The sequence below is a fragment of the Alistipes sp. Marseille-P5061 genome, from assembly GCF_900290115.1.
GTDB lineage: Bacteria > Bacteroidota > Bacteroidia > Bacteroidales > Rikenellaceae > Alistipes > Alistipes excrementigallinarum.
In genome coordinates this window covers 168,787-183,033 of the sequence record NZ_LT985750.1, presented here as the reverse complement: position 1 = coordinate 183,033, position 14,247 = coordinate 168,787, and the positions used below count along the sequence as shown (strand labels likewise).

Sequence of the window (14,247 nt, the reverse complement as noted above, 5' to 3'; positions counted from 1 at the left end):
AACGGACCGGGCAGCCGGAGAAACAAACCGGGCGGCCGGGGAACGTCTCACCGTCGGGAAACAAACCGGGCGGCCGGGGAACGGACCGGGCAGCCGGGACGGTTGAAAAAAGTGGAACAATGGATATAGCACAAGCCAAACGGCGCGAAAACATCGCCGAATACATCCTCTATCTGTGGCAGCTCGAGGACCTGCTGCGCGCGCTGCAGTTCAGCCCCGAGGCCATCTTCTCGCAGCTCGTCGAGCCGCGCAAGGACATCCCCGAGGAGAAGAAGCACCTCTTCCTGCTCTGGTACATGGACATCGTCAATCTGCTCCACCAGGAGGGTAAGGACGAGAAGGGCCACCTGGAGCATACGCTCCACCTCATCGCCGACATGCACAACCTCCACCTCCAGCTGCTCAAGCTCCCCGTGGGGGCCCACTACCGCACCACCTTCGCACGGCTCGAGCCCGAACTGCCGCGGCTGCGCCAGATTATAGGGAACCCCGGCATGAGCGACACGGAGCTCTGCTTCCGCGCCCTCTACGCCGCCATGCTCTACCGCATCAAGGGCGAGGGGGGCAAGTCGGCCGTCACCGACACGCTCGAATTCGTCTCGCCCGTCATCGCCGAGCTGGCCGACATGTACCGCAAGGTCGAAACCGGCGAGGTGGACCTCTTCAAGAACGACTGAGCCGCGCTCGAAGCGCTCCCCGACCGGAAACGGCCCCCTCCTCCGGGCTGAACCACACCGACACAAAAACCGGGCAACTGAGCCGCGCACGAAGCGCTCCCCGACCGGAAGCGGCCCCCTCCTCCGGGCCGAATCACACCGACACAAAAACCGGGCAACAGGGCCGCCCGAGCCGAAAGCACCGAAAGCCACTTCGACGCTCCGACCGCCGTCACTTCGACCGCCCGCACCGAAAAGGCGCCGCCGACCGCCGCGCCCCGGCACAACAAAACGAGAAAACCGGAACTTCCGCAGGGGAAGTTCCGGTTTTTCCGTTCCGGCAGAGGCGCCGTCCGCATTCATCGCCGCAGACGAGCCCCGGCCGAAGGGAGTCGGTCCGCTCAGAGGGTCCAGCCGGCCGTCCAGTCGTTGTCGGCCGGTACGGCGCCCTTGTAGTTGGCTGCCGTGAAGAAGCTCTCCGACGGAGCCTCGCCGCCGGCCACCGTACCCACGTAGTGGTTGGTCAGCGCCGGGGTGTAGTCGGTGCTGTTGTCCGTTGCGGCCTCGAAGTCGCTGTTGGTGTAGATGCCCTTCTCGGATACCAGCTCCGAACTCATGGCGATGTGGGTGAGCTTCGAAGTTCCCTCCTTGAGTGCCTGCTCGGTCTCGGTGGTCTCGAGCGTGATGCAGCCCGGCTTGCCCGTGATGAGGGCATTGCAGAGCTCGACCTGCGTACCGGCGCGCAGACGAATGCCGTGCGTGCTCTCCGTCGAGCCGTTGCCCACGAGCGTCAGGTTGGCCAGCACGGGGTGTGCCACCGGCGTGGCGCTGAAGTTCGTGCCGTTGTTGTCGCACTCCATCAGGCAGTCGCACTCGTAGCCGAGCGTCGACTCGCCCTCCTGATAGGCCACCAGGAACTGGCCGCGGCCGTTCCAGCCCTCGGTCCAGTCGAACGAGTCGTCCGAGCAGCTGGTCGATACCATGTGCTTCACGTCGACCGAGCCGCCGAAGAACTCGAAGCCGTCGTCCGAGCCCTTGTAGGCCTGCAGGTACTCGACCGTCGTGCCGTTGCCCACGCCGTAGAAGGAGACGCCGTTGGCCTCATGCTCCTCGTCGAAGGCGAAGCCGGTATATTCGAGCCGGATGTAGCGCAGCGTACCCGAGTTGTCGGCGTCGTCCGAGCCACCGTAGGGGGCGTTGCCGATTTCCGAGAGGACGCCGGCACCGGCATTCGTGTGGGCGCGGCCGCAGATGTGGATGCCGCCCCAGGCGCCGGGCTTCTTCAGCTCGCTGGTCATCACAATCGGCTTGGAAGCCGTACCCTGGGCGTCGATTTTGCCGCCCTGCTCCACGAGGATGTAGTCCACCACGGCATCGTCGATGGCCTCGATGGTGACCCCTTCGGCGATGTGGAGCGTTGCGCCCGACTTGACGTGCAGGCCGCCGCTCAGTTTATAGGTTCCGTCCTTGAGCAGGTAGGCATCCGAGGTGACGTTGCCCACGAGCGTCTGCCCCGAGGCGATTTCACCGCCGAGTGCCGGCGTTGCGTCGTCCGAGCTGCTCTCGGAGCAGGAGGTTGCAAGGAGCATCGCACCGGCCGCGAGGACCGCGCTCATCATCTTCCAGTTCGTTTTCATCTTGTCGAAAAGTTTTTAGTGATTTTATAATACCCTGTGGTTTGTTGCGTGTGGTGTGGCGTGAAGGCTCAGAAGCGGATGCTGAGCCCCACCTTGAAGCCCGGACCCGGCCGGTAGCGCTCCACCTCGACCGTCGTGCCGGCCTGGGGAACCTCCTGGTCGAAGACGTAGGACTGGTCGAGCAGGTCCTCCAGCTGGAGCTTCACCTCGAAGAGGCGGTTGAAGCGGTACGAGGCGGCGAAGTCGAGCGTGTGCATCGTCCGCTGCTTAACGTCGCCAAGGCCCGAGATGCCGACCGCATGGATGCGGGGCCCCTGCAGGTTGTAGAGTAGGGCCAGCGAGAGGCGCCGCTCGCCGCTCAGCGCGGGGGCATAGGTCAGGTCGGCGTTGAAGAGGTAGGGCGAGGCGCCCTGCAGCGCGCGCTCCTTGTTGGTATAGGCGCCCCCTTCGGGCAGCTTGACGTTGGTGTACATGTAGGAGCCGTTGACGCCGATGCGCAGGTCGGGCAGAAGCGCCTTGCGGATTTCGACCTCGATGCCGGCCGCCATGCCGTTGTCGGCGTTGCGGAAGGTGTGGACCGCGGCGCCGCCCGAGAGCATCTGCACCCGCTCGATGGGCTGGTCGAGAAACTTGTAGTAGCCCGTCACCGAGAGCATGTCGCCCCCGCGGTTGAAGAGCTCGTAGCGCAGGTCGACGTTGTAGTTGTAGCCGTTCTGCAGCGCCTCGTTACCGCGCAGCTGCATCGAGCCGTAGGACTCCTGGTAGAGGAACGGGGCCATCTCGATGAACGAGGGGCGGGTGACGGTCCGCGAGAGCGAGAGGCGCAGCTGCTGCCGCTCGCCGAGCGAATATTTGAGGTTGAGCGCCGGGAAGAGGTCGTTCTTGTCCAGGTCGCGCCGCTTGGCCAGACTCTGGTCGTCGTAGTAGCGGACCCACTGTTTCGATACCTCGTAGCGCACGCCGGCGTTGATGAGCAGCGCCTCGGTGGCCTGAAGGTCCAGCGAGAGGTAGCCGGCCAGAATCCGGTTGCCCGCCTCGTAGCTGTCCTTGGGCTGCTGCTGGCGGTTGATGGTGAGCGAGCCGTTCTGGACATTCTCGAACGAGAGGTAGCCGTTCGTATCGTAGATGTCGTCGATTTCGGGGTCGAGCGCCGAGAGGTCGTAGTAGAAGCGCGTGCCGCGGTAGTCGCGCGACTTGTCCTTGTAGGCGACGCCGGCCGTCAGCTTGTGGGCGCCGAAGCGGTAGTCTGCCGCCACGTGGCCGTTCCACTCATGCTCGCCGAGCTCGCCGAAGTAGCGCATCGTCTCCTGCTGGTTGAGCTTGAAGAGGGTGAGCGAGCCGTCGTCGCGGCGGCGGAACATCACCTGGCGCCGGTCGGGCTCGTCCGAGGAGGTCGAGGAGTAGGAGCCGCTCCAGCGCAGCTGCCACCGCTCGCCGAAGTCGTGCTGGCCGTTGAGCTGATGGGTCATCAGCTTGTAGATGTGGAGCACGTCGTTGCTGCCCACGAGGTTGTGCCCCTCGGCGTCGAAACCCTCGCGGCTCATGTAGGTGTCGACGGCGTTGCGGGCATAGAAGAAGGTGTAGCCCACGCGGTCGCTCTCGCGCAGGGTCATCCCCACGTTGGCCAGCGCCGCCATCTTGAGCTCCGAGGCGAAGCTGTCGTAGGTATACTCGTCGGTCACGGTGCCCGTACCCTCGAGGATACGCGTCTGGGCGTCGTCCATGCGCTGCGCGCCGTTGTCGATGCCGCCCGAGGCGAGGATGCTCAGCGTCTGGCGTCCCACCTTGAAGTTGTGGCCCCAGGCGATGTTGCCGCCGAAGGAGGGGAGCGAGGTGGAGCGCGAAACCGAGAAGTCGGTGTCGAAGATGTTCTTCGTGCGGACGTAGTCGCGGTACTCCGAAAGGCTGCAGCTCATCGCCCGCGCGTCGACCCCGGGGCGCGTGAAGAGCGAGCGGTGGTCCATGCGGTAGAAGGAGCGTCCCAGCGTGTTGAAGCGTCCGCCGACCGAGAAGCCCGCCGTGAAGAAGTTCTCGCCGTTCTGGTCCTTCGTCCCGATGTCGATGTGGGCACCCGAGTAGTCGGCGTAGGAGGTCACCTCGTAGACCTTGCTCACGGTGATGTTGCGGACGGCCGAGGCGGGGAATATGTCGAGCGGAATGAGCTTGTTGTCGGGGTTGGGCGAGGCGATGGGCTGGCCGTTGAGCGTGGTGATGCTGTAGCGGTCGCCCAGGCCGCGGACGATGAGCTGTCCGGCCGAGGCGATGGAGATGCCCGAAATCTTCTTGACGCCCTCCTTGACGTTGGCCAGACCCTTGAGCTCCATCTCGCGGGCGCCCATGTTCTCGATGGCGACGTTCGAGGCGATGCGCTCGGTCTGGAGGCTGCGCTCCGACTCGAGGTTCTTGCGGGCGGTCACCGTCACGGCCGTGAGGGTCTGCGCATCGGGCTCGAGCTCGACGAGCAGCACCTCGTCGCCCGCCGGAATGCGCACGGCGAGCTGCTGGGGGAGGTAGGAGACGTAGGAAATCTCGAGGCGGTGTTCGCCGCGGGGCAGTTCGAGCTGGAATTCGCCCGAAGCGTCGGAGGTGGTGCCGCGCGTGGTGCCGCTCAGCAGGATGGTGGCTCCGATGAGCGGTTCGCGGGTCGTGCGGTCGATGACGCGGCCCCGGAGCGGCGCAGCCTGGAGGACGGCCGCGAAAAACAGGGCGACAAAGGTAAGTACGATAGCGGTTTTCTTCTGCATCCTCATAGTAGTTCTTTTCCGGATGCAAAAGTCCGAAGAGTTTGTTGCAGCGGCATGTGAAACGTGTGACAATCCGTTTACACGCCGCACGGGGACATCGGGGCACCTATATTTATTGGAAAAGGGTGTTTTTTATCCCCCGACGGGCGCAAAAAAGCGGACGCATGCCTTTTCGGGAGGCATGCGTCCGCATAAGGGAAGAGGGTCCCGGCTCCGCTACCGCGCGGCGAGGCTGTCGAGCAGAGCTCGGGCCCGGGCGAGCAGCTCGGGCCACGGGCGCGCGGGGTCGGGCTCGGCGAACTGCGCCACCGTGCGGTTGAGCTCGTCGAGGCATGCGGCGGCCTCGGCCGAGGGGTCGGCCATCAGCTCGCGGCGCAGCAGGTCGATTTTCTCGTAGTCCTCAATCCCCTCGCGCAGCTGCTCGAAGCGCACCGAGGAGCGCGCCCCGGGGTAGACGATGAAGGTGTCGCCCGCAGGCCAGGCCGTGAAGCGCGAATCGCGCTGCGGGTCGGCCGGCCACGAGTTGTAGGCCCAGCGCAGCATGCCGTCGTAGCCCGCCGCCGCGGCGAACCACCCCATGTAGAGCGCCTCCCACGGCCGGGAGAAGGTGAAGGTGTTGGGGAAGGCCGACGAGCAGCAGACGTAGAAGGTGGTCACCAGCCCCTCGCTCCGGCGGCGGGCGAGCTCCGACGCTTCCACGCGGCAGTCAATCTGCACGCAGACATCCTCCAAATCCTCATAGCGGCGGTAGCTGGCGTGGTTGTCGGCCAGGGCGATGCCCAGCTCGGGGGCTTCGCGGCGCAGCAGCGCCACGGCCCGCTCCATGGTCTCGGGGTCGCGTTCGTCCATGGCCACGTTGCAGAGTCCCAGCCATCCCCGCTCGTCGAGATGGGCCGTAAAGTCGTGGAGGAAGGGGGTCCAGTACTCCTCGAAGCGGGGCGTCGCCGGGTCGGCCTCGACCTCGCACAACGCTCCCTTCGCCTCGTCGCGGTACTCGAGCAGGTTGTTCCACGGCAGCAGAGAGTAGCAGTTGATGGCCCCGACGATGCCCTCCTCGCGGCAGAGGGTGACCCAGCGGTCGAAGCGCGTATAGTCGTAGTGCCACGTTCCGTCGGCGCGGCGGCTCCAGAGAATCATCGGGTCGTAGGCGTCGTAGCACTGGTGGTTCCAGGGGTCGCGGTTGAGCGTCGCCGTCACCACCTTCTGCCCCGCGTCGGCCAGCATCCGCACCAGCGGACGCAGCGCCTTGAAGTGGGCGTCGCTCCAGAGCTCCACCCCCTCGACGCGGGCCACGGCGGCGGGATGCTGCCACAGGTCGAGGTGGAAGCGCCACGCCTCGGGCGGCGGCAGCTGCCGGTCGAGCACCTGAAGGTCGAGCTCCAGGCGCCGGCGGGCAACCCCCTGCCCCTCGACGGTGAGCGTCGTGCGGTAGAGTCCCGGGACGGCGTCGGCCGGGATGTCGAGCGTCACCCAGACGGGGCGTGTCGTGCAGCTCTCCAGGTCGAAGCGGTCGAGCGTGTCGAGCAGGTCGGGCGAGAGCGACGCGGCAAAGTCGCCGTCGTTGCGGTAGCCGCATCCGGGGCCGAACTCGTCGGTCAGCACGTAGCGCACGAAGCGCAGCCGCGCGACGTTGGCCGGGAGCGATGTGCCCCGGCCGCGGAAGCGGCCGATGGTGCAGCGCACGGCGCCCACGCTGTCGGGCGACCAGAGCAGCAGCTGGGCCGAGCAGCGCTCGCCGCGCCACGCCGTAAGGCGGCAGCGGGTGGAGTCGAGCTGTGGCGCAACCGAGCGGGGGTAGCGTTCGTCGACGGAGCACCACGAGACATTGAGCCCCGGGGTGACGGCCGTCCAGTCGGCCAGCGTGTCGGCCGTGGGGTCGTCGGCCTCGCGGAAGGTGACAACCGCGCCGGGCGAGGAGCAGCCCGCAGCCGCGAGCAGAAGGGTGAGCAGAAGCATGTACAGAAGCGGCCGCAGTGAGGGCCGCAGAGGGATGTGAAGTTCCGAGGGCATGGAATATGAAGGTTGGTCGGGTATTCGATGTTCGGTCGGGGCGGCACGCTGCCGCTTCGCACTCCAAAGATATGAAAAAACGGCGGAACCGATGCTCGGAACCGGCAGATTCCGACAAAGACCGGGCACAAAAAGAGCGGAGCGGCGATTCCGCAGAATCGCTGCTCCGCTCTGTCTCCCGGCCGGGCGGCTGCCCGGCCGAAGGGTGCTCCGCTGCGGGAGGCGACCTCCGCCGGGCCGAAGCCCGGGGCGGGCGCCTTCACGCGCGGGCGGCGCTACCGAACCTCGACCTTGAGGTTCTGGTAGTAGTTCTGGTCCGTAATGGTGATACGGCCTCCGTCGATGGCGCTCTTCTGCTCGGCCGTCACGTAGAGCGTCTTGATGTAGTAGCTGTTGAGCGTGATGCTCTGGATGTTGGGGCATCCCGTGACGTCGAGCCACTCGGCCTTGTCGTAGGAGGAGTACTTCGACGAGAACTCGATAATCTTGACCGAAGCGCCCGAAACGGTGAGCGATGCGGCGTAAACGGGCGTGCAGTAGAGGCCCTCGAATACGAGCCGTCCGTCGGTAATCGGCGCGTCACCGATGTTGATGACCTCGAGCGGCGCCGGCGTGATGTAGGAGTGCCAGCCGCTGGACGAACTGTACCAGTTGATGTCGGTCAGGTTGGGGTTGCCGCTCAGGTCGAGCTCCTTGATGGGATTCATGCCGATGCCGTTGGGGGCCAGCGTCTTCAGGTTCTTGAAGGCCTCGATGCCCTTGAGCGAGGAGATGTTCTTGCGGTAGAGGTCCGGCAGCTGGGTTGCAGCCTCGCCCGTCTCCGTAAGCAGGCACTCCGTACCGTCGAGCACCGTGATGTAGCCCGCATCGATGAGCAGCTGGCGGAAGGCGTCGTCGGGGAATTCGATGCCCTGGGGACGCTCGCCCTGCACGACGGCAATCTCGGCCCCAAGCGACGCCTCGTCGGTGCGCAGGTAGATGAAGCCCGAACGGAAGGGCTCCTCGGCAGGCTGTACCGTGAATACGAGCTCCTGCTCCTGCAGCTCCTCCGACTGGAGGGGCTCCGACTGGAGCACAATCCACTCGCCCGAAGGCTCGACGCGGAAGGGCAGGTTGCTCCGCACGTGCAGACGCAGCTCGGCACCCTCGACCGGCACCTCGAACGACGACTCGGTCACCTCGAGCAGCAGGTTGCGCTCCTGGTGCACGGTCACCGTGCGCTCGTCACCCTCCTTGTTGGAGACCACCAGCTGCGCGTCGCGGTTGCGGCCCGTCGCATTGGCGTCGACCTCGAAGTAGAAGAACGAGAGCGACCCGCGCGTCTCGACCTGGTGAATCCAGTCGACCTCCTCCACGAAGCGCACCGAGGTCTCGCTCGACGACTCGAGCCGCAGGCGGAACTCGCCGCCCTCGGGGGTGAAGGTGTAGCGGTCGCCGTTGAGCGTGAACTCCGAGGCGGCCTGCTGCGTGACCGTCAGACGGCGCTCCTCGCCGCCGCAGATGAAGGTGAAGAGCACCTCGCGCGCCTCGGGCTCGATGTTGGGCTCGACGGTAAAGCTCACCGCCTGGCCGCTCACACCCTCCTCGCTTGAGGGACGGCACCACAGCTGGCGGCCGCCCAGACGCCACTCGCCGCTGCTCGTTACGGTCACTTCGTTCGTCCCCTCGAGCGCCGCGCCCGATGCGTCGAAGGCAAGCGTCTCGACCGACAGCGTCAGCGTATCGGAGGGAACCGGAGCCTCGGCTCCGTTGTCGTCGCTGCATCCGGTCCAGGCCAGAGCGGCGGCGAACATCCAAAATATCTTTTTCATCATGTTGCGATTCTTTTCGTGTTAATCTGCTTTTCCGCGCGGCACGGCTCCGCCTCCGCGGCGGAGCGTGCCTTAACGGCTACTTCCAGTCCTTCTCGTGACGCACGCCCGACCATACGGCCTCGTCGTCGTAGATGTACTTGGCCACGTCGTTCAGCGGCGTGAACTGGCTGTTGCCCGGCTTGAGGTTGTAGACCATCTGCACGCCGTTGCCGCTGCTGCGGTTGGTCCGCAGGTTGGCGGGGTTCGACTCCGAGCCGTAGGTCATGTCGAGCGACGCCTCGCCCCACTGGCTGCGCGAGAGGCCCAGATGCGGCGGCGACATCAGCACGTCGTAGTCGCAGTAGGCGTAGTCGATGAAGTCGCCCGGGCGAACCCCCTCGACGGCCGACTTGAAGCCGTAGTTGGCCTGGCCAATCTGATAGAGCTGCACCAGCTTGTCGGGCATCGCCATCTTCACCTCGTAGAGCAGACGCGCATAGGGGCCGGGCCCGTAGGTCACGCACCCGGGCCAGAGCTGCGAGAGGTGCGCCTCGTACTGCGAGTACTCGTCGTCGAAGTCGACGCCGTCGAGCCCATAGGTCTCGACAATCGACTTCAGCTCCTGGGCGAACTGGTGCGCCGCGGCATCCGAGAGGTTGGCCACGCCCGAGCCGTCGCCGTTGCCCAGAATCGTCAGGCTCACGCGCATGCCGGCATCCTGCAGCGGCTTGATGTAGATGTCACGGTTGTCGAGGATATGGCGCACGTTGGGGTTGAGCACCACACCCACGCGCTTCTCCTCCTCGAGCCAGTTGATGTTGGCCGCAAAGATGTTGACGATGTCGAAGAGCGGTTTGCCGCTCGCCTTGCAGCTCCACTCCAGGGCGTTGAGCGGGTTGTTCTCGTTGACCTCGACGTAGCATACGGTGATGAAGCCCGTGCTCTTCTGCGTCGAGGGGTGCTCGCCGCGCACCTGCACCCAGAAGATGTAGGAGCCCTCCGTCGAGGAGACGGTAACCCCCTCGGTCGGGCTGCTCAGGCGCAGCGGCAGGGCGTAGCTCTTCCCCTCGCTCATCGCCTCGTCGGGCCGCACGCTCACGCGCAGCAGCTCCGAACGGGTGCTCTTGGGGCCTACGAGCAGCGCTCCGTCGGCCTCGAGCTCGACGGCCTGGGCCGGAACCGCCTCGAAGGAGGTGGCATGGGCCTCGTTGTAGGCCTCGAGCACCGTGGGGTCGTAGGTGAACTTGAGGTCGACGGCACGGCCCGCGGCCGAGCTCAGCACCACCTGCACCTCGCCCGACACCGGCTCGGTGTAGAGCTGCAGCGTGGCGCCGGCGGCACCCTGCGGGTTGTAGACCGTGCACAGACACTCGCCGACGGGGTCGATGCGCCCCTCGTCGATTCCGTTGGGGATGATGTCATCCTCGGCGCACGACACCAGCGCCGTGGCGCAGATGGCAGCCAGAACTCCCCATCGCATATTCTTCATGTGGTTCATAACGAATTCCAGTTTTTGTAAGTCAGTAGATTAGTTGGCATCGGGGGCGGTTTCGGGCAGCGATACCTCGGTCCACTTCAGCGGGCTGTCGGCCGTACCGTTGTTGCCGTTGCCCGTCTGGTCGCGGATGGTGTCGCCCGTACCCTCGTCGAATTTCCAGTAGGCCACCAGCCCCTCGCTGGCGGGGTCGACCTCGTAGACGTGCGAGGCAATCTCCTCCTGCGTGCGCACCACGTTCCAGATGCGGCACTCGCAGATTTCTCCGTGGAGCTCGCGGCCCGAGGCGTAGGAGTAGCCGATGTTGAAGTAGTGCGCCTTGCCCTGCGCATCGTTCTTGGGCTGGCCCAGGTTGATGGCCGAGAAGGAGTTGCCGCTCTTGTCGAGCGCCACCTCGCCGTTGATGTAGACCACCACGCGGCCGGCGGCCACGTCGCACGTCACGGCGATGTGGGTCCACTCGTTGGCCGGGATGAGGCAGGTCGAGGCCTCCGTGAAGTTGGTGCCTCCGCCGTAGGAGGTCGGCAGGACCACCTGCAGCTGGTTGGGGGCCAGGCCGTTGTCGCTGATACGAATCAGGCAGTGGCCCTCGATGCCCATCACGGTCTTGATGCCCGGTTCGAGCACATAGTCGTGGCAGCGGACGAGCGCCTCCATCGTCAGGGTGTTCAGTCCGTTGAGCACCTTCGACGATGCGCTCTGTCCGTCGAGCACCTTGTCGAAGGCGATGTAGTTGCTGTCCTCGAGGTCGGCCACCACGTTGATGATGGCGGCGCCGCGCAGCACGTAGTAGAGCGTGCGGGCGCTCTCCAGCACGGCGATGCCCTCGGCCGAACGCAGCGTGACGGGCAGCACGTGGAGCGAACGCGTGTCGAGCTGCCCCAGGTCGTGGAAGCGCACCGTCACGTCGGCCGAACGCGTCGAGCCGGCGGCTATCGAGGTCTCGCCGCCCGTCACCTCGAAGTAGGTTGCGGGAAGCATCTCTGCCTGCTCGCCGTAGAAGCGGTTATACTCCGCCACGAGCGACTCGTCGGCTTCGAAGAGAAGTTTCACCTCACGCTCGACCGGTTTGGGGGTCGCCGCGTGGAACGAACGCTCGTCGGTCGTGGCCGACTGCTTGACCAGCAGCGTGGTCACGCTCGTGTTCTGGTCGATGTAGACCTTGTTGTCGAAATCCCCGAAGGGGGCCGGTTTCTTGTTGCAGCCCGTCAGCGAGAGAAGCACCGCGCAGGCTGCCAGAAGAGCTGTATGGAATCTTTTCATGGCCTTTTAGTTTTTAGGGGAGGGGTTGAGCGTCTCGATGGCCTCCTTCGTGTAGCGATAAATCATCGTCGAGTTGTAGTAGTCGTACTGCACGTCCATGATGCCCACGGCGGCCTTGCCGAACTCCTCGGGACGGAGCATCCACTCGGCCAGAGCGCCCAGCGCGCGCACCGAGGCACCCGACTCGTCGAGCAGATAGCCCGTCGTGTCGGTCGAGGCGGGGGGTACGGCCGAGACGAGCCATACGAAGCGGTCGGTGGGGAGCCCCGCAACACCGCACATGCGGCGGGCGCGCATGCCGAAGTCGTAGACCGACTCGGCGTCGAGGCAGCGGACCACCAGATAGTCGCAGAGCGCCGCAGCCTCCACGTCGGAGAAGTACTGGGGCGTGCCCTCGAAGAGGAGCAGAGCCTCGGGATGACGCTGGCGCCACCCCTTGAGCGCCTCGGCCACCACGGCGTCGAGCGCCAGCTGCGCCGTGCGCTCCTCGTCGGTGGCGAAGGTGATGTCGGTCGGCTCGTAGCGGAGCGTGAAGCCGTCCAGTGCATCGGCCTCCACCTCGGCCATGCGCGTCTCGAGGGCCGTGCGCAGGCGCGTTGCGGCGTCGGAGGTTCCCTCCGCGCTCTCGCCGGCTCCGTCGCCCTCCTCACCGGAGGCGAGCAGCGCCGTGCAGTCGAAGGCCCCGATGACGCGGGTCCCCTTCTCGTGCAGCGAGGCGACCTGCTCCAGTTCGCTCGCCGTCAGTCGGCCGGAGGCCTTGAGCGCCACGATGTCGACGCTGTCGGGCACATCCGAGAAGAAGCCCCCGCGGCTGGCCGGCTGCTTGTTGCTGTTGTCGAACCAGACGATGGTCCGCTGATGCTCGCTCTGCTTCCAGGCGCGCAGCTCGGCCACGTAACGGGCGTAGAGCTCGGGGTTCGACTCCCCGAAAACCGGGTCCTTGACCGCGATTTTCTCGTTCTCGGTCCACTCGCTGCACGAGACGCCCGAGAGCGCACCCGCCAGCAGCGCGGCACCGCAGATTATGTGTTTGATAGTTCGTTTCATGACTTGACTATGGATGAGGGGTTATTTGACCTTGCAGTCCCACCACAGGCGGGTCGCCATGTTGTCGGGACCGCCGAGCAGCGTGAGTGCTTCGTTGATGTGCGCGTTGTTCTCCTGGTACTCCTCGACGGGATAGGGCATGCGGTTGGCATAGCTCCCCTGGGGAATCACGCCGCCGCTGCGGTTGTTCGTCGCAGGCATCAGGCGCGGATAGCCCGTACGGCGGAACTCGCACCACGCCTCGAAGCCCGAGGGGAAGATGGCCAGCCACTTCTGGGTGATAATCTGCTCGAGGTTGGTCTCGAAGTCGCCGCGCTCGTCCCACTTGACGGTGATGGCACCCGTCTCGCCCGTGTTGCTCTCCTTGCCCAGCGGGTCGACGTAGGAGGCGGGCAGCGACGTAGCGTCGGCAAGGTAGGCCTCGCAGTCACCCGACAGACCCCACTGCTCGAACGAGAGGCGCACGCCCTCCTCGTAGAGCGTCCGCGCGTCGGCCGTCGAGCCGTACCAGCCGCGCAGCGCAGCCTCGGCCTTGAGGAAGGCCACCTCGGCGGCGTTCATCCACATGAGCGGCGTGGTGTAGTCGACCACCATGTTCGAGTAGAGAAGCGACTGCGTGGGGATGCTGATGCCCGAGCGCAGGCCGATGTAGCCGTTCTGGATGCCGCCCGTGAAGGTCGACATGGTGAAGTACTTCGCCCGGCGCGGGTCCTTGTAGCCGTTCATGTAGGAGGTGATGTCGGCCGAGATGCGCGAGTCACCGCCGTTGTAGTCGTACATGACCACGCGGAAGGGGTTGTTCTGGGTCGGAATCTGGGCGTTGTCGGCATTGGAGGTGATGACCCCGCCGGCCTCCTCGCTCAGCGCCTCGCGCACCTTCGCCTCGGCCTTCTCCGGAGCCACGTAGCTCAGGCGCATGGCCATGCGCAGCTTGAGCGAGTTGGCGTAGCGGACCCACTTGGCGAGGTTGCCCGCATAGACCTTGTCCGAGGTGGCCTTGATGCTCTCGGCCGAGTGGGCGCGCAGCACCTCGAGCGCCGCGTCGAGCTCGGCAAAGAGGCGGTCGTAGACCTGCTCCTGCGAGTCGTAGGGCGAGGTGAGGGCGTTATCGGCGCCAATCTGCGAGTAGGGAATCGGGCCGTAGGTGTCCGTCACGCGGTGCACGGCCGAGACGCGGATGACGCTGGCCAGCGCCAGGGCCACCTCGTCGTCCGAGTTGACCTTCAGCTTGTTGTAGGCCGTATAGATTTCGGGAATCACGCGGATGAGCATCACGCGCGTCCAGTCGTTGGTCGGGTTGAAGATGGCGATACGCGTCGACAGACCCGGGTTCGAGTCGGCCGTGTAGCCGCCCAGGGCGCCGCCCAGCACGATGTCGGTGAACTGGTGCGTGTTGACATCGAGCGGAATGACCCAACCCTGCATGCCGGTCAGAATCGACGAGACGATGTAGTTGTCGTTGTTCATGTCGTCCTTGCCCGCGGCATAGGGGTCGGTGTTGATATCTTCGAAGCTGCCCGTGCAGGCGCCGAGCAGCGCCGCCGGAGCGAGGGCCAGCAGGCAGAGGGCCTTGCGGATGGATATCTTGTTCATGTTCATGAC

At 65.5% G+C, this 14,247-nt stretch carries 9 protein-coding genes; 1 reads left to right on the top strand and 8 read right to left on the bottom strand.

Annotation, left to right across the window (positions count from 1 at the left end):
- The first annotated feature begins 119 nt into the window (after positions 1 to 119).
- Complete coding sequence (locus C8267_RS07725; protein WP_087362485.1) at positions 120 to 677, top strand: DUF4924 family protein; 558 nt, start codon at positions 120 to 122, stop codon at positions 675 to 677.
- Between the two features lie 380 nt (positions 678 to 1,057).
- Here the strand turns inward: C8267_RS07725 and C8267_RS07720 are convergent, their stop codons facing one another.
- The 8 genes from C8267_RS07720 to C8267_RS07685 form a co-directional block, all read right to left on the bottom strand.
- Positions 1,058 to 2,293, bottom strand: a complete 1,236-nt coding sequence (locus C8267_RS07720; RefSeq protein ID WP_106634271.1) for a hypothetical protein — start codon at positions 2,291 to 2,293, stop codon at positions 1,058 to 1,060.
- 68 nt (positions 2,294 to 2,361) lie between these two features.
- Complete coding sequence (locus C8267_RS07715; RefSeq protein WP_106634270.1) at positions 2,362 to 5,037, bottom strand: TonB-dependent receptor; 2,676 nt, start codon at positions 5,035 to 5,037, stop codon at positions 2,362 to 2,364.
- A gap of 216 nt (positions 5,038 to 5,253) precedes the next feature.
- The gene (locus tag C8267_RS07710; RefSeq protein ID WP_234025730.1) at positions 5,254 to 7,047 is read right to left on the bottom strand and encodes a DUF4091 domain-containing protein; all 1,794 of its coding nucleotides are present in this window, start codon (positions 7,045 to 7,047) and stop codon (positions 5,254 to 5,256) included.
- Positions 7,048 to 7,322: 275 nt separating this feature from the next.
- Positions 7,323 to 8,858, bottom strand: a complete 1,536-nt coding sequence (locus C8267_RS07705) for a BACON domain-containing protein (RefSeq protein WP_158699762.1) — start codon at positions 8,856 to 8,858, stop codon at positions 7,323 to 7,325.
- A gap of 79 nt (positions 8,859 to 8,937) precedes the next feature.
- Positions 8,938 to 10,329 carry a BT_3987 domain-containing protein gene (locus C8267_RS07700; RefSeq protein WP_158699761.1) on the bottom strand — a complete coding sequence of 464 codons (1,392 nt, stop codon included), beginning with the start codon at positions 10,327 to 10,329 and terminating at the stop codon, positions 8,938 to 8,940.
- Positions 10,330 to 10,368: 39 nt separating this feature from the next.
- Complete coding sequence (locus tag C8267_RS07695) at positions 10,369 to 11,598, bottom strand: DUF1735 and LamG domain-containing protein (RefSeq protein WP_106634267.1); 1,230 nt, start codon at positions 11,596 to 11,598, stop codon at positions 10,369 to 10,371.
- A gap of 6 nt (positions 11,599 to 11,604) precedes the next feature.
- Positions 11,605 to 12,645 carry a glycoside hydrolase family 18 gene (locus C8267_RS07690; protein WP_106634266.1) on the bottom strand — a complete coding sequence of 347 codons (1,041 nt, stop codon included), beginning with the start codon at positions 12,643 to 12,645 and terminating at the stop codon, positions 11,605 to 11,607.
- Positions 12,646 to 12,666: 21 nt separating this feature from the next.
- Complete coding sequence (locus C8267_RS07685; RefSeq protein ID WP_106634420.1) at positions 12,667 to 14,238, bottom strand: RagB/SusD family nutrient uptake outer membrane protein; 1,572 nt, start codon at positions 14,236 to 14,238, stop codon at positions 12,667 to 12,669.
- Positions 14,239 to 14,247 lie beyond the last annotated feature (9 nt).